Annotated in this window: 18 protein-coding genes; 3 read left to right on the plus strand and 15 right to left on the minus strand. The window is 37.0% G+C overall.

Annotation, left to right across the window (positions count from 1 at the left end; translation table 11 throughout):
- Nucleotides 1-21: 21 nt before the first annotated feature.
- Nucleotides 22-936, minus strand: coding sequence for a Gfo/Idh/MocA family protein (locus tag IGK96_RS10770; RefSeq protein WP_085443039.1), 915 nt, complete (start codon nt 934-936; stop codon nt 22-24).
- Between the two features lie 206 nt (nt 937-1142).
- On the opposite strand from IGK96_RS10770, the gene IGK96_RS10775 reads away from it, so the two are divergent.
- The 3 genes from IGK96_RS10775 to IGK96_RS10785 all read left to right on the plus strand — a co-directional run bounded on the left by IGK96_RS10775 (nt 1143) and on the right by IGK96_RS10785 (nt 3177).
- Entirely contained in the window at nt 1143-1898 is a 756-nt protein-coding gene (locus tag IGK96_RS10775; RefSeq protein WP_010707186.1) for an exodeoxyribonuclease III, read from the plus strand.
- A gap of 34 nt (nt 1899-1932) precedes the next feature.
- Entirely contained in the window at nt 1933-2466 is a 534-nt protein-coding gene (locus IGK96_RS10780) for a 3'-5' exonuclease (RefSeq protein ID WP_002356400.1), read from the plus strand.
- A 120-nt stretch (nt 2467-2586) separates the two neighbouring features.
- On the plus strand, nt 2587-3177 hold the full coding sequence (locus IGK96_RS10785; protein WP_025194001.1) for a hypothetical protein: 591 nt from the start codon (nt 2587-2589) through the stop codon (nt 3175-3177).
- Between the two features lie 99 nt (nt 3178-3276).
- Here the strand turns inward: IGK96_RS10785 and IGK96_RS10790 are convergent, their stop codons facing one another.
- The 14 genes from IGK96_RS10790 to IGK96_RS10855 all read right to left on the minus strand — a co-directional run bounded on the left by IGK96_RS10790 (nt 3277) and on the right by IGK96_RS10855 (nt 18679).
- Complete coding sequence (locus IGK96_RS10790) at nt 3277-4959, minus strand: FAD-dependent oxidoreductase (RefSeq protein WP_085443037.1); 1683 nt, start codon at nt 4957-4959, stop codon at nt 3277-3279.
- Nucleotides 4960-5055: 96 nt separating this feature from the next.
- Nucleotides 5056-5619, minus strand: a complete 564-nt coding sequence (gene ahpC / locus IGK96_RS10795; protein ID WP_002367212.1) for an alkyl hydroperoxide reductase subunit C — start codon at nt 5617-5619, stop codon at nt 5056-5058.
- Nucleotides 5620-5859: 240 nt separating this feature from the next.
- Nucleotides 5860-6549: an O-methyltransferase gene (locus IGK96_RS10800; RefSeq protein ID WP_002381418.1), complete on the minus strand. Its 690-nt coding sequence runs from the start codon at nt 6547-6549 to the stop codon at nt 5860-5862.
- A 613-nt stretch (nt 6550-7162) separates the two neighbouring features.
- A complete protein-coding gene (locus IGK96_RS10805) occupies nt 7163-8167 on the minus strand; it encodes a lipoate--protein ligase (RefSeq protein WP_002356394.1) in 1005 nt (334 codons plus the stop codon).
- A gap of 32 nt (nt 8168-8199) precedes the next feature.
- The gene (locus tag IGK96_RS10810) at nt 8200-8940 is read right to left on the minus strand and encodes an MBL fold metallo-hydrolase (RefSeq protein ID WP_002356393.1); all 741 of its coding nucleotides are present in this window, start codon (nt 8938-8940) and stop codon (nt 8200-8202) included.
- Between the two features lie 145 nt (nt 8941-9085).
- Nucleotides 9086-9877: a DUF975 family protein gene (locus tag IGK96_RS10815; RefSeq protein ID WP_002372324.1), complete on the minus strand. Its 792-nt coding sequence runs from the start codon at nt 9875-9877 to the stop codon at nt 9086-9088.
- A gap of 20 nt (nt 9878-9897) precedes the next feature.
- On the minus strand, nt 9898-10980 hold the full coding sequence (locus tag IGK96_RS10820) for a M42 family metallopeptidase (protein ID WP_002367214.1): 1083 nt from the start codon (nt 10978-10980) through the stop codon (nt 9898-9900).
- A 212-nt stretch (nt 10981-11192) separates the two neighbouring features.
- Nucleotides 11193-12467, minus strand: coding sequence for a D-alanyl-lipoteichoic acid biosynthesis protein DltD (dltD, locus tag IGK96_RS10825; protein ID WP_010707183.1), 1275 nt, complete (start codon nt 12465-12467; stop codon nt 11193-11195).
- A complete protein-coding gene (gene dltC / locus IGK96_RS10830; protein WP_002356389.1) occupies nt 12467-12703 on the minus strand; it encodes a D-alanine--poly(phosphoribitol) ligase subunit DltC in 237 nt (78 codons plus the stop codon). Before dltC ends, dltD begins: the two co-directional genes overlap by 1 nt.
- A gap of 32 nt (nt 12704-12735) precedes the next feature.
- Nucleotides 12736-13941 carry a D-alanyl-lipoteichoic acid biosynthesis protein DltB gene (dltB, locus tag IGK96_RS10835; RefSeq protein WP_161975141.1) on the minus strand — a complete coding sequence of 402 codons (1206 nt, stop codon included), beginning with the start codon at nt 13939-13941 and terminating at the stop codon, nt 12736-12738.
- A complete protein-coding gene (gene dltA, locus IGK96_RS10840) occupies nt 13938-15458 on the minus strand; it encodes a D-alanine--poly(phosphoribitol) ligase subunit DltA (protein WP_085443135.1) in 1521 nt (506 codons plus the stop codon). The genes dltB and dltA overlap by 4 nt, the downstream gene beginning before the upstream one ends.
- Before the next feature lie 14 nt (nt 15459-15472).
- Nucleotides 15473-15622 carry a teichoic acid D-Ala incorporation-associated protein DltX gene (locus tag IGK96_RS10845; protein ID WP_002356384.1) on the minus strand — a complete coding sequence of 50 codons (150 nt, stop codon included), beginning with the start codon at nt 15620-15622 and terminating at the stop codon, nt 15473-15475.
- Nucleotides 15623-15825: 203 nt separating this feature from the next.
- The gene (locus tag IGK96_RS10850) at nt 15826-17922 is read right to left on the minus strand and encodes an ABC transporter permease (RefSeq protein WP_104846701.1); all 2097 of its coding nucleotides are present in this window, start codon (nt 17920-17922) and stop codon (nt 15826-15828) included.
- Nucleotides 17912-18679 (minus strand): ABC transporter ATP-binding protein, encoded by a 768-nt coding sequence (locus tag IGK96_RS10855; RefSeq protein ID WP_002356382.1) that lies wholly within the window; start codon nt 18677-18679, stop codon nt 17912-17914. The genes IGK96_RS10850 and IGK96_RS10855 overlap by 11 nt, the downstream gene beginning before the upstream one ends.
- Nucleotides 18680-18770: the final 91 nt, after the last annotated feature.

An 18770-nucleotide genomic window follows, 5' to 3' on the forward strand; every position in this document is an offset into this window, starting at 1 on the left:
AAAGAAAGTTGCTAGTCCTCTTTAAAGAACATGCCGTTGTTGTTGGCGTAGCATTTCTTCACATAACGCATGACTTTCATAGACTTTTTCTTGCTTTAACTCTTGCTCTTGCGGTTTTTGAACGGCCTGAATGAAAGCAGTAACCATTTGGTAAAAACCTCTTTTTTCCAATGTCGGCGTCCAATCCCCCATCTCTTTTACTTGGTATTCTTCTTCTGTTTGGATGGTCAAATGCGTTAAATTTTCCAAGCGATAAGTACCTGTGGGGCTGGTGACTTCAAAAGTTTCTGTATTGGCCCCAGAGTGTAAATCCATGGAACAAACAATCGTTGTCTGTTCGGTTTCTAATTGTAAAATTGCTCGTTTTAAATAACCGTTTTCTTCCACTAATTTTGACTGCACCACGTGGAGCGGTCCTTCCGCTAAATAAACTGCGGTATCAACGACATGTAAAAATAAATCATACATCATAAAACTTGTTTCTCTCGTTGTATTGATGCGGTTCTTTTTAATAAAAATAGTTTGTTTTTCAGGAATATTTTTCAATACTTCCGTATAAGGGGCAAAACGACGATTGAAGCCAACCATCAGGCGCAGATTTTTGGCTGCTGCCAATGCTTGTAATTCTTTGACTTCAGCAAGCTCTTCACTTAAAGGTTTGTCCACAAAGACGTGAATACCAGCCTGTAATAATTGGCGAACGACTGCACCATGCACTTTTGTGGCTACATGGACAAAACAAGCATCAATCTTCGCTTCAATCAATTCTTCTACGGTCTCAACGGTTTCTGTAAAGCCATACTGATCAGCGATTTTTTGTCGTGTTTCTGGGTTCCTAGTTGCTAATACAAACTCTGCCAAGTGACGGCATTCACTATAAGTTGGCAAATACGCTTTTTGTGCAATGTTTCCTAAACCAATGACTCCAATTTTCATTCGTTTGTCCTCATTTCTGCTCTTTTTACTATTTTATCATAGACTACTTCTTTCCAAAAATCAGTCATTTTCTCTTTTTCTTTTCAAGTATTTAAAACTTCTTTAAAAAGTATTAGAATAGAAGAAAGCACCAAGCGACCTTTTCTTTGGTTCTGGTTTGCACTGAAACGAGCAAAAGCGTTTCTTATTTGAAAGGAGTTTCAACAATGAAATGTATTTCTTGGAATGTCAACGGCTTACGAGCGGTTGTTAAAAAGAATTTTATGGATGTTTTTAATGAATTAGATGCAGATTTTTTCTGTTTACAAGAAACAAAATTACAGGCTGGGCAAATTGATTTAGAACTTCCTGGCTATCATCAGTATTGGAATTACGCCGAAAAAAAAGGCTATTCTGGCACAGCAATTTTCGCTAAAGAAGAAGCGTTAAGTGTTCGCTATGGCTTAGGTATCGAGACTCACGATCAAGAAGGCCGCGTGATCACTTTAGAATATCCAGAATTTTTCATGGTCACTTGCTACACACCAAACTCACAAGCTGAACTAAAGCGTTTAGCTTATCGAATGACATGGGAAGATGCGTTTCGTGCCTATTTAAACGAATTAAATCAAGAAAAACCCGTAATTCTTTGCGGTGATTTAAACGTAGCTCATCAAAAGATTGATTTAAAAAATTGGAAAACCAATCAAAAAAATGCGGGGTTCACGCCTGAAGAACGGCAAAAATTTACTGAGTTGTTAGACAGTGGCTTCACTGATACATTCCGTTATTTTTATCCAGAAGCTGAAGGCATCTACTCATGGTGGAGTTATCGCTTTAACGCACGAAAAAATAACGCAGGATGGCGGATTGACTATTTCGTTGTGTCAGAATCCTTGAATGAACGTTTAGTCAGTGCTAAAATCCATACAGATATTCTTGGTAGTGATCATTGTCCAGTGGAAGTTGTACTTGATTTTTAAGTGTTACTCAACGCGTTGAAAGGAGTTTTTTTTAATGAACTTTTACGCTTTTGACTTTGAAACAGCTAGTTATGATAAACATAGTGCCTGTTCCATTGCAATTGTTAAAGTAGAAAATAGTCGGATTGTGGATGAATTTTACACGTTAATCAAACCAGAAACACCTTTTTTCTGGCGAAATACGCAAATTCACGGCATTCATGAATCAGATGTTGTCAATGCGCCCAAATTCCCTGAAGTATGGCAACAAATTCAGCATTGTTTTCAACCAAATCGGTTAGTGGTCGCTCACAATGCAAGTTTCGATTGTAGTGTTTTGGCTGGCTGTTTAGATTACTATGGCTTAGAACAACCTAATTACCTTTCTTTATGTACAGTCAAAACGAGTCGCAAACTGTTTCCTGAATTTCCTAATCATAAATTAAATACCGTTTGTGAAAACCTCAATATCACTTTAAATAATCATCATGATGCTTTAGAAGATAGCCGAGCTTGTGCCGAAATTCTTTTACAGCAAGAACAACGATTTGGGGTTGAACCTTTAAAAAAATTAGTATTGGTGAAATAATCCAGTTCTTGTTTCCAGCAAGGGCGTTATCTCTTTCAGTGGCTAGTTGGCAGGAGATAACGTCTTTTCTTTTACATAACTTTTCCGCTAAACCAAAAATTTTTCAGAAAGGACGCGATGATGTATTCGATTCTTTACTTATTCACAGACTCTCTCAAAAATGCGTGGCGCTCAAAAAACCAATTTAGTACGTTGATTCTTATCTTTATTATTAGTTTTCTGACTTTTTCTGCTCTATTATTGACTTTGTTGTTTTCTCGATGGCTTTCACAAATGATTCTTCTTGATAATTATGCAGTGATTCCTCCCTTGAAAATTTTCAGAGGTTTGGCTGGAATCAGCGCTGGAACACTCTTTTTCTTCCTGATTAGTTATATTTGCCGAACTTTCTTCCTAACTTTTTTAGAGCAAAAAAACGACTTACTGATCTTAGCTCTTTTAGGTACGACAAAATTACAAATTTTAATTAGCTATGCCTTACAACCCCTCTATTATTTGATTTTTATTTTGCCTTTAGCTGCTTTTCTAGCCAATAAGCTCATTCAACAGTTTATCCATGATTTTTTCAGCGAGGTACCTGGTTTAATGCATATCGATAGCTACATGCAAGGTATCTTTTTACCACTAACAGGAAGCCTATTGTTCATTTGCTGCTGTGTCTTTTTAATTCTTTTTAGGAAACTCAATCGCCTAATCAAAAGAGATACTTGACTAACTATGCGAAAAAAGTGAGAAATACGTCATCTCGACGTATTTCTCACTTTTTTGAATGACTTAGGTTCTTTAGGCTAATTACTTTTTCCGCCTCTTTTAAGCCAAGGCTTCAATAATTTCGGTCATTGTTTTTGAACCAAAAATCATTTGTTCGCCATCAATTAGCATTGCTGGAACGCTCATAATTTTCTTTTCTTTTTTCAACTCTGGAAACAGACTAATGTCCACCATTTCTGCTTCCACATGAGGATTAATTGATGCAATATGTTGGCAAGCGGCCACGACATCGGGACAGAAATGACATGTTAGTGAAACAAAAATTTCTATTTTTCTTTTTGGCAATGCAAGTATGTTCTTTTGCAGACTTGCTTCTAACGGCTGCCCCTCGCTGCCGACATTATAAACCGCCAAAACCAACGAGTTTACTTCATGACCACTAGGAATACCACTAAATTTAATTCCTGTATAGTTTCCTGCCGCATCTAAGAGCACAACGCTAGGCATTTTTTCAATCCCATACAGCAATTCTTTGGCTGGCTCAGTATCTTTCAAAATCGTTTCTAAAGTAATCTTCTGATCCAGACTTGCAAATTCTGTTAAGAATGATTGAAGTTCCAATGATTTTTCATCACTTGCATCCAAAAACTGAAGCAATGTCACTTTTTTGGTTAGTTTAGCGAAAATACCGCTTAATTGTTGGCGCATACTTTCTGGGAACCACTGATGCTTACCAGTAACTTTCGCTGGCTGTTTTTCTTTTGATTGCTGACTGTTTGTTTCAGGGGCAGATTGATTAGCTAATCGTTCAGTCATTCGCTTCGTTACAATCGGTTGGCCCGCCTGTGTTTTTTGTTCTGTCACGTAACGTTGCGCATGAGTGGCGGCAATTGCACCGTCTGCAACCGCCGTCACAATTTGACGTAATTCTTTTATTCGTAAATCTCCTGCTGCATAAACGCCAGGGATATTGGTTTCCATATTCTCAGTTGTTGGCACATACCCACGGTCTAAGGCAATTTTTCCTTCAAAAATTTCTGTACTTGGTTTATTTCCAGCAAAAACAAACAGACCAAATGTACTGTCTTTTGGTGCTTCATAAACCGTTTCTTCTCCCGTCTGGTTATTGACAAACACAGCTTTTCGGACAAAATCATCTCCCGTAATTTCTTTCACTTCTGTGTTATAAACAATCTTAATTTTCGGGTGATTTTTAGCCGCCTCCGCAGTTAATTTTGCACATGTAAAATCGGGTTCTCGGATAATCATCGTTACTGATTTACCGTAACGTGTCAAATAAACGGCCTCTTCCGCTGCTGCATAACCGCCACCAATCACAAAAATATCTAGGCCTTGGAAAAACTCCCCATCACAAGTAGAACAATAGGCCACGCCGCGTCCTGTAAATTCACTTTCACCAGGGAAACCAATTTTACGAGCAGAGGCCCCTGTCGCAATCAATACTGCATATGCTTGATAGGTTTGACTCGCTGATTGAACAGTTTTTATCGTTTGACTAAAATCAACATCAATAATCTCGTCGTTTGTAAAAGCTACACCGAAGTCTTGTGCTTGAATGCGCATTTCTTCCATTAGTTCTGGACCTGTTGTGTGACGAATCGCTGGATAGTTCACAATTTCAGAAGTCGTCGTTACCTGTCCGCCAATTTTGTCTTTTTCAATAATTAAGGTATCCATCATTGCGCGACCTGCATAGATACCTGCAGATAAAGCAGCTGATCCGCCACCAATAATAATCAAATCGTAGATTTCTTCTGTCACTTGCTTCTCCTCTTTCTTCTGTGTTTCAGAAAAAGAGCTGAACAAAACATTTTCTCTGTTTTATCCAACTCTTTGACCTCTATTTACAAAGCGAATTTAAATTTTACCAACTAAATCTAAGCTTGGTGCAATTGTTTCTTCTCCTGGTTGCCAATTGGCTGGACAAACTTTATCACCATGTTCTGCTACAAATTGAGAAGCTTCTAATTTACGAACAAGTTCTTCAGCATTACGACCAATACCCATGTCGTTGATTTCATAAGATTTGATGTCCCCTTCTGGACTCACAATAAATGAAGCACGGTAAGCCATTCCAGAAGCTTCATCTAAAACGCCAAAGAAACGAGCAAGTTGACCGTTGGGATCGGCTAACATTGGATATTTAATTTTTCCAATCGTTTCTGTAGCGTCAGCCCATGCTTTATGCACATAATGACTATCTTCTGAAACAGAGTAAACCTCACAATTTAATTCCTGTAAATGCGCATAATGCTCTTGCATATCCCCTAATTCCGTAGGACACACGAAAGAAAAATCAGCTGGATAAAAGAAGAAAATACTCCATTTTCCTAAAATATCTTCTGTTGATACTCGTGTAAATTCACCATCGTGATAGGCATCACATTCAAAGTCAAAAAGTTTTTGATTAATTAAATTCATTGTCGTTCCTCCTCTGTTTTTTTACTCTTTAAGGATAACAGTTTATAATTATTCCGTCAATAGAATAATTATAAACAAACGAGGTTCTATTAACGCATAATACTGTCATATTGAGAATTTTACGATTATCATTCTCAATTAGAAATAGCGAGATAACTTTTTAAATAACATAAAAAAGAAAGCGAATCATTAAAAGAACTTGCTTTTTAATGATTCGCTTTCTTTTTGTGAAGACATTCTTTAACTATCTAAAATAATCGTTTCTTTCTCTTTGGTAATTAAAATAACTCCATCACCAAGAGGAACTAAAGTAGAAGTTAAATCAGGGTGCGCCATGACTACATCTAAAAATTGGTTTAATTTACGATGAATCGCTCGATTTTTTTTCGGTACTTCCTCAGCAGGGTCTAAAATTGTCCCAGCTTGAAATACATCATCCACCATCAAAACGCCGCCAACTGGTAGCAACCGTAAACATTCAGGTAAAAATTCAATGTATTTTGATTTGGCACTATCCATAAAAATAAAGTCATAAGGTCCTTCCAACGTTGGTAGAATCTCAGCTGCTTGTCCTTCTAAAAGAGTGACCTTTTCTTCTAAGTCTAGGCGTTGGTAGGTTTTCTTCGCTTTTTTTATCATTACGTCAAAACGATCAATCGTGGTCACGTGACCATCTTCACCGACAAATTGGGCCATCAAGCTTGAAGAAAAACCAATTGCTGCCCCGATTTCTAAAATATTTTTGGGCTTTAGTTGTCCTAGCAAAAATTGTAGAAAAACTACTGTTTCGTGTGGAATAATCGGTACCCCTGCTTCATTGGCTTCTGCCTCCACGGCACCTAATTCTCCGGGAAGTTTCTTTTGTTTTGTACGCATATACTCAACCAATTCTGGTTTAACGACTGGTCGATGCATCATTTCGTTTCTCATCACTTTCGCTCCTTTTCGTCCCTTTATTATACGAAGTCCTTGTTCCTCTGTAAAGGATTGAAATAGGATTCTTAGTATTTGTTTGAAAATAACATGCACATTCTTAACTTCCTAGCTAAGTGCGGATTACTTCTTGTAAGCACATTTTTTCTTTGTTTCTGCTATTTTTTATTAAGTTTTATTCAGAAAACGTCAAAAAGTAGCCCTCAAGAACATACCTATTGATTTTTTCTCGTTATTTCTTATAAAAATATTTCTACATATGTTAATATTTTCCCTTAAATCACTATTAATTCTTGCTATTTCAAGCCCCAAAACAAGCCTGTAACCTTGCCAAAATAAGAAACGTCAAATTTTACTACTTTGTCTGTAAAAATTTGATATCACAAAAGAAAGGAAATCTTGTATACTCTTTACAGATAGTGATTTATAGTGAAGCACATAACCAAATTCCCGGACTTGACTTGGTTCAAGTACATATGCAGGCGAGCTATTTGATAGTTCCCTGATAAAAATCGTTTCGACGATTTTGCACATAGCACTACCTTTCTAAAAGCTAAAAATTATTTTTAGCTAGAAAAAAGACAACCGTTTGAAACGGCTGTCTTTTTTTTTAATAAATTAACCCAAGCAAATCTTCTTTTTCGATATTGCCAAAGTATTTTTTAACGTCAATTTGATCAATGGCTTCTTCTAAAGAAGCTTTATCATATTTCACGCCGGTTAAAATATCTTCAACATCTTTAATTTCACCAAGCCCAAAGAAGTCCCCAAAGATTTTAATTTCTTGAATGGCACCATCCGCCACATTCATTTTCATTTCAATTGAACCAATTGGGAAACGATGACGACGTTCTAAGTTAAATGCAGGTGATTTTCCATAATTCCAATCCCAATTGCGATAGTATTGCTCTGAAATTTTGTTAATAGCCGCCCAGTCTTGATCAGTTAATTCATACGTTTTAACTTGGTCGATCGAATCTACGCCGAAAATTTTCAAAAGAATTTCTTGGCGGAATTCTTCCGTTGTCATCTCTTGTTTATCTTCAGATAAAAATGGTTTAATGTTTGTTACCCGTGAACGAACAGACTTGATACCTTTAGATTCGATTTTATCTTTCCGTACTTTCAATGTATTTACAACTTCATCAATATCACTATCAAACATTAAGGTTCCATGTGCAAACATGCGGCCGTTGGTAGCGTACATCGCATTTCCTGAAAACTTCATATCATTAATCACTAGGTCATTGCGCCCTTTTAATTCGGCACCTTCAACGCCTAAGTCGTGCAATGCTTGAATAATTGGTTGGGTAACTTTCGCAAAATCACGGAAAGAGTTGCCGTCATCTGGCATAATAAAACTAAAATTCAAATTACCATGATCATGATAAACGGCGCCGCCGCCACTTAAGCGACGAACAACATGAATGCCGTGCTCATCTACATATTCTTTGTTAATTTCTTCAATTGTATTTTGGTTACGGCCAATAATGATTGACGGCTCGTTAATGTAAAATAAAAGAATGGGCTCATCTAAAGGCATTTCTGTTAACAAATATGTTTCAATTGCTAAGTTCACTCGTGGGTCATTATTTTCATTCGGTACAAAAATCACAATCGGTTCTCTCCCTTGGTATAGTTACTTTTTTAAATCTCAACTGTTAAATCTGGTTGGGCTAATGTCACTGGAATTTCCGTTCCAGCATAGTTTTGCGCTTCTTCACGTAGTTGTTCCAATGACCCATGTTGTGGTAAATGGGTCAACATCAATTGTTTGACTTGTGCTGCTTTGGCAATTTCACCCGCTTCTCTTGACGTAAAATGTGCATGATGTCGTTCATTACCTTCAAATAAGTACGTATCCGCTAAGAATAAATCAGCGTCTTTTGCAAAGTCTTCAAAACTTGCTAAGTAACCAGAGTCTCCTGTAAAGACAAAGACTTTGCCAGTCGCTTTTTCAACAATCCGCATCGCGTAACAAGTGACAGGATGAATCGTTTCCATGAAAGTAATTAAAAATGGTCCTACTGCCAACTCTTCTGCTTCAAAATACTCTTTCCCTTCGGAAACGTTAGGAAGCGTTAGTTCTTTGAAATGCATTTGATCTTGTGTATGGCCATATATTGGCAAAATAGGCGTCGGTTCCAGCGTTGGATAAAGCTGACGATAATATTGTAAAACACCTAAATCTGCGATATGGTCATGATGGTAATGCGACAGAATGACAGCATCTAATTTCAATGGATCTAGATAGTTTTCTAAACGCACTAATGTCGTACTGCCTGCATCAATAAGCAAATGAAAGCCTTCAGATTCTAACAAATAGGAACTCGTTCCTTCTCCTTTGTATGGATAAGCACCTAAACAGCCTAAGACAGTCAATTTCATGTGTGGACAACCTCCTTCAATACGATACTTCCATGTTACCATAAAATAACGGAAAAACGAGGTTAAAACGCTTAAATTTTCACAAAAAGACCAAAGAAAAAACCTGAACCCTTTGTTGAGATAACGAAGGATTCAAGCTTCTTTTTTATTCTTCGGCTAAACCTTTTTCTTCTAAGGCAGTTTGATAAAAACTAGCTAACGCTACATAGTTATAAGGAATCACCCATAATAGACCGATACCAATAGCTAAAAAGCCCACAATATACCAACCAATAAAAGAAAATTGTAAACATAAATATTGCCAAAAACGATTTTTCATTAAATATAACGCCTGTTTCAATGCCATCATAATTGGCAGTTCTGGATTATCAAAACGTAGCCACACAGCAAATTGAAAAACGCCACTCACAAATAAGCCAATTAAAAAGATTAAGATAGAGGCAACGCCAAACGCTAGGAAAAAGGAAAAATCATTTAAGAAAAAGGTCTGAATTTCCTCTGGTGTAACTGTATTAAACATCAATTTGAAATACAAGGTTGTCCCTGCCCCAAATAAAATTGGTAACAAAAATAACAAACCAATTACACGTTCAAGTACTTTTTGAAGTAGGTTGACCACAAATAGCGGACCATAATATTTTCCTTGAAAAACACTCATTAAAATATTGACCCGCACCTTTTCACCACGCAACACCTTCAAGGCTGCGTAATATAGCGCATAACTTAACGCGAATAAAACAAAAATTTGCAGTAATACTGCGGCAAAACTACTTTGAAAAACTTGATTTTCACCAGAAAATAAATTTTGCACAATCGATGTTAAGAAGCTCTGTAAAACCACTCCTAAGAAAGTTAACCAAGCCATGATCCCCCATTGCCCATCAAGGGCTCTGCGAGCATTGGCACGATGTTGTGAATTTGTTACTAAACTTTTCATTCATTCCATCCTTTCTGAAACTAATAACTAGTCAATTTAGCGACTGTTTCTTTATCTAGACGTTTCACCACTTCTGTGACTAATTTGACTGTGTTGAAATAATCATCTTCATGAATAACTGAGGTATGTGAATGCAGATATCTAACAGGCACCGTGATGGCTAATGATGGAATCCCGTTGCGCGTTAAATGCATGCGACCAGCATCCGTACCTCCCCCTGTAATTACTGTATATTGGAAGGGAATGTTATTTTCTTCCGCCACTTGAATAACAAAATCACGTAATTTTTTATGCGGAATCATTGATGCATCATAAATCAAAATTTGTGGCCCTTCACCTAAAACAGAGTCGGCTTCTTTAGGTGTCATTCCTGGTGTGTCACCAGCTGTTCCTGTGTCTAAAGCAAACGCTATGTCTGGATTCACAAGATGCGTACTTGTTTGCGCACCGCGTAGCCCGACTTCTTCTTGCACATCACTGCCTGCAAATAAAATATTGGGGTGCCCTTCTGTCGCTAAATTTTCTAAAACTTTTAATGAAACGGCCGTACCAATTCGGTTATCCCACGCTTTTGCCAATAAAAATTTTGTATCATTCATGCGACGATAGTCAATATATGGTGTCACCATATCCCCTGGATGAATCCCCCATTCTGCAACTTGTTGATCGCTACTTGCACCAATATCAATAAACATATCTGCAATCTCATAGGGTTTGTTACGAACTTCCGCTGTTAACACATGCGGTGGTTTAGACCCAATGACACCATGGTAAACCTTACCAGTCGTGGTTTTAATCTGAACTTGTTGGGCCAACATCACTTGCCCCCACCAACCGCCAACGGTTTGAAATTTTAAAAAGCCTTTTTCTGTGATTTGGGTAACCATGAAACCGACTTCATCCATATGCCCAGAAATGTAGACTTTTGGTCCTTCTTTATCACCAACATTTTTTGCAATAATACTGCCAAGGCCATCATATAAAAATTTATCCGCATACGGTGCTGCATACTTTTTAAATAACGAACGTACTTCGTCTTCATTCCCAGCAATCCCTTTAGCACTTGTTAAATCAATTAACATTTTTTCTTCTTTTGCATCCATAAAAATAACTCCCCTCAAAAACCAATTTTATCCATTATACCACGAACTAAAAAAATACTTACAAAAAATAAATTGAGCAACGTTCTCCACTAAAAGTAAACGAAAAAACAGCCTGCACGCTCGTTATTCAACGGCAGGTACAGGCTATTTTCATTGTTACGAAGCGTTTCTAGTCCGCTTCAGATAATTGGTACTTGATCCATCTTGCCTTCTTAAAATTGAGGTAAGACCAATGGATTTTGTTGTTGCCAATCTGTCTGATAAAAACGATCATCAATTTGATACGCTAACTTTTTAGACGCAGGTTGTTTCATAAATTCATCTACTTGACGATCAACAGCGAGCCAACCACGCCAACCTAAATGAATCGTGTCCGCCATAAAGTAGCGTTCATTACTACATGTTGAGAAGTCAGCAATGTTAGTAAACCCTTGCTCTTGAAGTTGATATTTCAGCTTGCGTGCTACTTGTTGCAGCATATCTTGTGACAAGCCCGTATAGTCCGACCAACGTTTGTTAACAGGTGGGATTACAAATAAAACATCGACATTTTTTTCTGCTAACTGTTCTAACGCAGCTTGGAAATCACCATATTCTGGAGAAAAACGGTAATCCCATTTCTTTTGTGAATGAGCTAATTTCGGTAAAACTGGTTTAATCCGTTGGCGATAAAAACCGTTACTAATTTCAAATTTATTATTATTAATGGCTTTTGCCGCAATTTTTCCAGCTAGCTGATCTAATTCATTAAAATTATACGTAGAAGGTAATTGTTTCATATCTTTTTCAACAATTGGTTCTCTGCTAACCATGCCAATTTGGCTAAACAATTCATCTTCACGATTCAAGAAACGGAGATTCATTATAAAATAATCTCGTTGAGAGCGTTGGGGAAGTTGCCCTGCCTGCAGATTTGCCAAAGTTTCCATTAAGACTTTGTCTTTTTGAACAACTGGAAATTTGGTCAAACGTTGTGCTAGATATTGGTCACCGCTGGTTAATTCGGTTAAATTAGCTAACCATTGATAGGTTTGTAATTGTGAATAGTGTGCACCAAAACTATCATTAGGTACACCCTTTTTGACAAACCATTGCGGAGATAAAATAAAGACCGCTTTCTTATTGGCAATCGCATCGCCCATCGAATGAATGACCATTGCTTGGGTTAATGACTGTGTGCCCGCTTCTCCTAGTAAAAACGGTCGGTAGTTCCGTTGATACTTTTCAGAGAGCACACTAGGGTGGAAAGCACTAAATCGACTTAATTCAGAAGAGCCAAAAAAAGGAACATATTTACCAGAAGCCACTGCTTTGTTTTTAATCACATTGCCTTTTAAAACGTTCGGTGCCATTGACGTTGATGCTTCCTTCAACGTTTTTTCGGAAGTTAAATTGATTCTGAACGGTGCAAAAAAGAACACTGCAACCAAGACCGCTGAACAAAGCACTGGACCTAAGATTCTGATTAGTCGTTTTTTTCTAGACATTATTGTAAAGCTTCCACTTGTTGAATGATTTGTTTTGGTGTTCCCCATACTTCACGGTCAAAGTCTGATACAGGAACTTGGATTCCTAATTGTCCTTCAATTTCTACTAATAATTGAACCGTTGCTAAAGAGTCCAATAATCCTTCTTCAAATAATTGAATGTCTTGATTGTTCACAACTTCGTCTGTTCCTGTAATATCTTCTAAAATGTTTAATACTGTTTCTTGAATGTTCATTGTAAATTGCCCCTTTATATTTTTATTTTTGTTTATTTAAACCATAGTTTGTCTAAAAATCCTGAGAAAATCAGGAAGCTGACACAAACCGCTTGGAAAGTTAAAAAGACTGCAAATGCATGTGTAAATTTGTTTGATGGTATCTTGTCTTTATGTTTTTTCTTAAAACGTAGCCAAGCATCTGTTACACAAATTAGTGTTGCATGGTAGAGCCCATAAGCGATGTAGAACCACGTTAATCCATGCCAAATGCCCATGATTAAGAACAACGCAAAGTAACCAATATTAGAAGTCACAATCCGACTCTTAAAGACTTTCTTTTTCATTAAGAAAAACATTAAGCGCATGTAAATGTAATCACGGAACCAAAAAGATAAGGTCATGTGCCAACGATTCCAGAATTCTTTAATATTCCAACTTAGGAACGGTTTGTTAAAGTTCATTGGTGTATCATAGCCCATTAAATAACTTGTGCCAACGGCCAGTAAACTATAGCCTGCGAAATCAAAGAATAGATACAAACTGTAATTATACATATAGCCGACTGTCCACCAAGATAAACCACCTTGTGCCAAGGCCATTTTTTCCACATGTGGTAAAAAGACACCACCAAGATAATGACTGATAATAAACTTATATAAAAATCCTAGAAATAAATAAAAAATTCCTTTTTCTAAAAAGTCTAAATATTTCTCCGCACTCGGCGGGTTTTTCAAATCTTTTTCAAAGCGCCGATAACGATCGATGGGTCCTGAAGAAATAGTCGGGAAAAACAAGAGAAACTGAATGTAACGAAACGGATGATATTCTTTCATTACGCCATCCCGTAAATCCATGACCACTTGGACCGCTTTAAAGGTTAAATAAGAAATCCCTAAAAAGCCAAGTAAGGTTGTTTTGCCTGTCATGAAGGGAGAAACTTTCACCCAAACAAGCGGTAATATAGCTAAAAAGACAGCCAGATAAAAGACCCAACCTGCATTTTTATTTTTTCGATAAGCCGCATAGCCCCACGTTAGTAACGTTTGATAAATAACATATACAATCAGAGCGACTCCTTGTTGCCAAAATTCGCCACCAAAACTGATATATAGAAAGACCAGTGTCACGAGCGTTTGATACCAAGGCCAACGTGTCCCTTTAATGGCTAAAGTTAAAATCATCGGCAACAAGGTCGCAATTAGCAGAACAAAGTAATACGGTGCATTATAGGGAATCATATGAGGAAAATTCATCATGTGGCATTCACCTCATTCATCAACCCTTTCCGATCAATTTTGCCATTACTTGTCAAAGGTAATTGTTCAACATATACAAATTTTTGCGGAATCATATAGTCCATTGTCAACGTGGCTAATTCTTGTTTAATTGCCTTAGTTAATTGAAAATCACTTGAAAATTCATGTGCTTGCGGAACGACATAGGCAATTAATTGTTGGACTTTATTTCCTTGATATTTCGGCACAACGACTGCTTGTTTCACGTAGGAAACATTCGTTAAGTGATGATCCACTTCTTCTAACTCAATGCGGTAGCCATGCAATTTAATTTGAAAATCTAAGCGTCCCTCATACTGCAATAGGTTATCGACTAACTTTCCAGCATCGCCTGTGCGATAAGCTGGTACGCCATCTAATTGGAAAAAAGTTTCAGCTGTTTTCGCAGGATTATTTAGATAGCCTTTGGAAACACTTGGTCCAGCAATGACGATTTCACCAATTTCACCTGCAGGTAATTTTGACATGCCTTCCATAATATAAATTTGCGTATCCTCTTTCACATACCCGATTGGTAAACGTTGGACACTTTTTAAAACTTCTTGAGTGATTTCAATGGCACTAATCGCTACAGTCGCTTCTGTCGGCCCATACGTATTATAAATATGCGCAGTTGGGAAACGAGCGGCTAATTTTTCAGCCGTTGGTTTTGGTAATTCTTCTCCACAGAATAAAAACGTGCGCAGTGCTGGTAAATGTTCACCATCAAAGCTTGGTTCCATTAGACACAATTCAATAAAGGACGGTGTTGAAACCCAGACGTCGATTGTTAATTGTGGCAAACGCGTAAATAATTGTTTAAAATCGTTAATGATTTCATTGGGTAACGGAGTTAATGAGCCACCTAACGCCAATGCGGGATAAATAGACATCACCGATAAATCAAACGAATAAGGTGCCTGTGCTAAAAAGCGGGCCCCTTCTTCTAAACCAAAATCTTGCAACAACCAATTCGTAAAGCTAACTAAATTATCATGGCTGATTTGCACACCCTTTGGTACGCCAGTTGTCCCTGAAGTGAAAATGATATAGTAATTACTTGCTCCTGTGACAGGCGTCAACGCAGGCGCATATCGGGGTGCATGCATCATCATTTCTGTTAATTCTTCCGCCGTAATTACTGGCACTTCGGTGGCTAATTCAGGCCATTCATGCACAGCAATCACTGCGGTTGGTTTGGCTACGTTTAGAATTAGTTCAATGCGTTCTTTTGGTGTATGTGCATCAATGGGGATATAGCTAAAACCAGCTTTCGATGCGCCTAGAAAACTCACAATCATTTCAAAATCTAATTCTCCGTATACGACAATCGCTGACTTGTCCGTTTTCAGCTCAGCTAAATAAGCGGCTAGATTGTCTGACTTTTCTTTTAACTCTCCATACGTAGAGACTTTTTCTTCGGTTAAATAAACAGGACGTTGGGGTTCTTTACGTGCCCATTCATCAATCGTTTGAATCATATTAATTACTTTTTCCATATATAGCCGCCTCCTTAAAACTCGTTATAAATGAAGGTTCCTCCATTGATATTCTTGTAATGATAAAGATAAATTAATGCAATGACAATGAAAGAATAAAATAACGTTTTACCGATGAATTTAAGACTTTCGTTATTGAGAATTTTCTGAAAAGTTGTTTTCATTATCATTCACCTCCTAAGGTTAATCGCTATCCATTATTTTATGCTATATTTCAGCAAAGTCCATTGAAATTTCTTACAATTTAATAAAAAAACTAACAATTTCGTCACTTCTTAAATTTTCATGATTTTCATAAACGGAACTCTCATAATTTTTTCGCATAAAGAAACTGTAAAAACCGCTTCACAACGGCTTTTACAGTTTTTTAAAAATGGATGTGTCGAATCATCCGCGCATAAATGGCAGACGTTAAAATATAAAAAATTAGATAAACAATTATTAAGATTCCACAAGAAAGATATACTAACAAATATCCTGGACTCTTAATAAATTGGCTTAGCAAATAAATGGCAAAGGTAGTATGCAAAATCCCAATGACCATCGGCGGAAAGAAAATCAAACTATTCTGTCGATAAATTTGCTTAGTTATCGCTTTACTAGAAACACCCATCCGTTTTAAAGTCACGTAATCTTGACGCTCACTTACAGCTGAAAACAGTTGTCGTAACATCAAAATACTGCCCGTAATAAACAACGCTAAAATTGCCACAAACATGGAGACATATAAAGTCAAGCCGTTAATTTTTCGTTCATAGCGTAAAGAGGCGTAGCGATCATTCATATTTAGCCTCCAAGTTTCTGTGACATCATCTTGCGTATTCTTTGCCTCTTCGTTAGGCATTTGTTTGGCAAAACCACTCAACTGCTGGTTATTTTTTTCATACTTATACAAAATTGGCGCTTGCCATTCTGTGGCAATCTGTTTATTTACGGCTTCATAAAGTTTTTCACGGCTTTTCGTGTCAACATTTACGGCGTTAATCTGATACTGAATGGAGTTTTTTGTCACTTTCTGATAAAGGGTATCGGAAACGACAATCGTTGGTAAGGAATATTGCAATAAAAAATTGCCTAGATAGTTAGGCAGCACTTGTTGCAGTTGTGCCTTCTCTCCTTCAACAAATTGCAGTTTCGATTCATAACGAGACATACCACTTAAAATATTGGTAAAGCTATCCATATAGATAACACTTTGGTCATTTTTTAAATGTAAATCGTTTAAATAAGGATTAATTTTTTGATAGTTGCGGTAATTTGAGAAGGATAAAACATTAACTGCTTCAATCGTTTCTTGTTCCTCTTGCGCTTGACCAATTCGCAAACTGCGTTCAATTCCAGTAATTTTATAAGAAAGTGTCACTTCATTTTTTATTTTGGTGTCCTTCGCTTCATCGAGAACTTTCTTCAATTTAGGATAGCTTTCTTGTGAAACTAAAAAGTCCACGGGGCCATCACTGTTGACCGTGTGCATACTAATCGTATACACAAAAACCATCACGCCAATCCCACTCAAGGCTGTCGCAATTAACAAGGTCAAACCAGTGAGTGTTTTGCTACTTTTAAATAAGTAGCGTTTGGCATTGCCTAAAGTAATCATGCGTAAATCTTGGTAATACCATTTTTTTCTATGATTAAATAAGCGAATGATAAAATACATGGTATAACGGAAAAATAAATACGTTCCCACCACACAGAGACCCAAAATGATAAAAGGCGTCAATGTAATAATCATCGGAATCGAGATATCCAATGAATCATTTAATTGTTTATACACAATACCTGTCGCTAAATTCCGAAAATCAAACGCAATAAAATAACCAGCCAGTAAACAAATAGGTCCTAAAATACCTAGAAACTGCCGCCGTTTCGTTAAACGACTATAATTAATTTGACCAATTTTTTCTTGGTGCATAAGCTGCGACAATGGATAACGATAAATCATCCAAATACTTCTTAAGCAGACAATCAAAATCATAAATGCAAAAGCTACACCGGTTTCAATAACGGAACGCCAAGAAATATAGAAGAAACTGGGGACTTCTAAAAACATAACTTTGGCTAAAATCATTGAAAACAACTTGGTGAAAATCACTCCTAAAATAATCCCATTAATTAGTGAAACAAAGCCTAAAACTAAATTTTCCACTAAAAAAATTAGTGAAACTTGGCTCTTTCTCAAGCCAATTAATCGATACAAGCCAATTTCTTGGCTACGTTTGCCTATAAAAAAGCGATTTGCTGCCAACATAAAGCCCAAAATAATAATCGTGACTAAGGTACTACCGAGTCCTAAAGATCGCTTAATTTCGATATCACGGCCTGCACCTGCGACAAGAGGCTGGTTGTAAGCAATCGCACGGAAACAATAATAAACGACCGCTGCAAAAGTCATACTAATGTAATAAACCAGATAATTAGGTACATGAGCTTTTAAATTTTTTAATGATAGTTTAAAAATCATTTGCGCGCCCGCCTCCACCAATCGTTGCTTGCATATCTATCACACGATTAAAAAATTCCTTACGTGATCCTTGACGAACAACTTCTGAGAAAATCGCACCGTCTTTAATGAATAAGATGCGATTGCAAAAACTGGCCGTGTACGGGTCATGTGTCACCATCAAAATTGTGGCATCATCATGTAGATTAATTTCAGCTAAATATTTCAACAATTCTGTTGCTGATTTTGAATCCAGCGAGCCAGTTGGTTCATCTGCAAAAATAATTTTAGGGTTCGTAATCAAAGCACGAGCAGCTGCTACCCGTTGTTTTTGTCCCACAGATATCTCTGGTGGATAAGCAGATAAAAGCTCCTGAATCCCCAAAATCGAAGTCACATGTAACAAACGTTTATCCATTTCTTCTAATGAAACTTTTTCTACAGCTAAAGGCAACAGAATATTGTCCTTCACATTTAACGTATCAATTAGGTTAAACGATTGAAAAATAAACCCCATTTCGTTTCTCCGAAAATCACTTAATTGATTATCTCGCATTTTTAAAATATCTTGTCCGGCGATGCGCACGATTCCTGCGGTTGGCAAAATAATCGAGGATAAGACATTCAACAGTGTTGATTTCCCAGCACCGCTGGGACCCATAATCCCCACAAATTCGCCTTCATCAACGGTAAACGAAATATTATCTAATACTTCTGTTTTATTATTTAAACGACCATATGTCTTGCTGACATGGTTTACTTCTACAATTTTTTTCATTTTTCTCGCTCCAACGTTTTGTTATTACTCTTATTTTACCAAGAAAAAATCTGAATGAACATCGTTTTATCTTACAATATCGTTCGGTAGT

The organism is Enterococcus sp. DIV0682, assembly GCF_051712685.1.
GTDB lineage: Bacteria > Bacillota > Bacilli > Lactobacillales > Enterococcaceae > Enterococcus > Enterococcus faecalis.

Excerpts from the sequence above, each read along its gene's own strand:
- IGK96_RS10770 (WP_085443039.1), bottom strand. The coding sequence starts at position 936 with ATGAAAATTGGAGTCATTGGTTTAGGAAACATTGCACAAAAAGCGTAT.
- IGK96_RS10775 (WP_010707186.1), top strand. The coding sequence starts at position 1,143 with ATGAAATGTATTTCTTGGAATGTCAACGGCTTACGAGCGGTTGTTAAA.
- IGK96_RS10780 (WP_002356400.1), top strand. The coding sequence starts at position 1,933 with ATGAACTTTTACGCTTTTGACTTTGAAACAGCTAGTTATGATAAACAT.
- IGK96_RS10785 (WP_025194001.1), top strand. The coding sequence starts at position 2,587 with ATGTATTCGATTCTTTACTTATTCACAGACTCTCTCAAAAATGCGTGG.
- ahpC (WP_002367212.1), bottom strand. The coding sequence starts at position 5,619 with ATGAATTTAATTAATCAAAAACTTTTTGACTTTGAATGTGATGCCTAT.
- IGK96_RS10800 (WP_002381418.1), bottom strand. The coding sequence starts at position 6,549 with ATGAGAAACGAAATGATGCATCGACCAGTCGTTAAACCAGAATTGGTT.
- IGK96_RS10810 (WP_002356393.1), bottom strand. The coding sequence starts at position 8,940 with ATGAAATTGACTGTCTTAGGCTGTTTAGGTGCTTATCCATACAAAGGA.
- IGK96_RS10815 (WP_002372324.1), bottom strand. The coding sequence starts at position 9,877 with ATGAAAAGTTTAGTAACAAATTCACAACATCGTGCCAATGCTCGCAGA.
- IGK96_RS10820 (WP_002367214.1), bottom strand. The coding sequence starts at position 10,980 with ATGGATGCAAAAGAAGAAAAAATGTTAATTGATTTAACAAGTGCTAAA.
- dltD (WP_010707183.1), bottom strand. The coding sequence starts at position 12,467 with ATGTCTAGAAAAAAACGACTAATCAGAATCTTAGGTCCAGTGCTTTGT.
- dltC (WP_002356389.1), bottom strand. The coding sequence starts at position 12,703 with ATGAACATTCAAGAAACAGTATTAAACATTTTAGAAGATATTACAGGA.
- dltB (WP_161975141.1), bottom strand. The coding sequence starts at position 13,941 with ATGATGAATTTTCCTCATATGATTCCCTATAATGCACCGTATTACTTT.
- dltA (WP_085443135.1), bottom strand. The coding sequence starts at position 15,458 with ATGGAAAAAGTAATTAATATGATTCAAACGATTGATGAATGGGCACGT.
- IGK96_RS10845 (WP_002356384.1), bottom strand. The coding sequence starts at position 15,622 with ATGAAAACAACTTTTCAGAAAATTCTCAATAACGAAAGTCTTAAATTC.
- IGK96_RS10850 (WP_104846701.1), bottom strand. The coding sequence starts at position 17,922 with ATGATTTTTAAACTATCATTAAAAAATTTAAAAGCTCATGTACCTAAT.
- IGK96_RS10855 (WP_002356382.1), bottom strand. The coding sequence starts at position 18,679 with ATGAAAAAAATTGTAGAAGTAAACCATGTCAGCAAGACATATGGTCGT.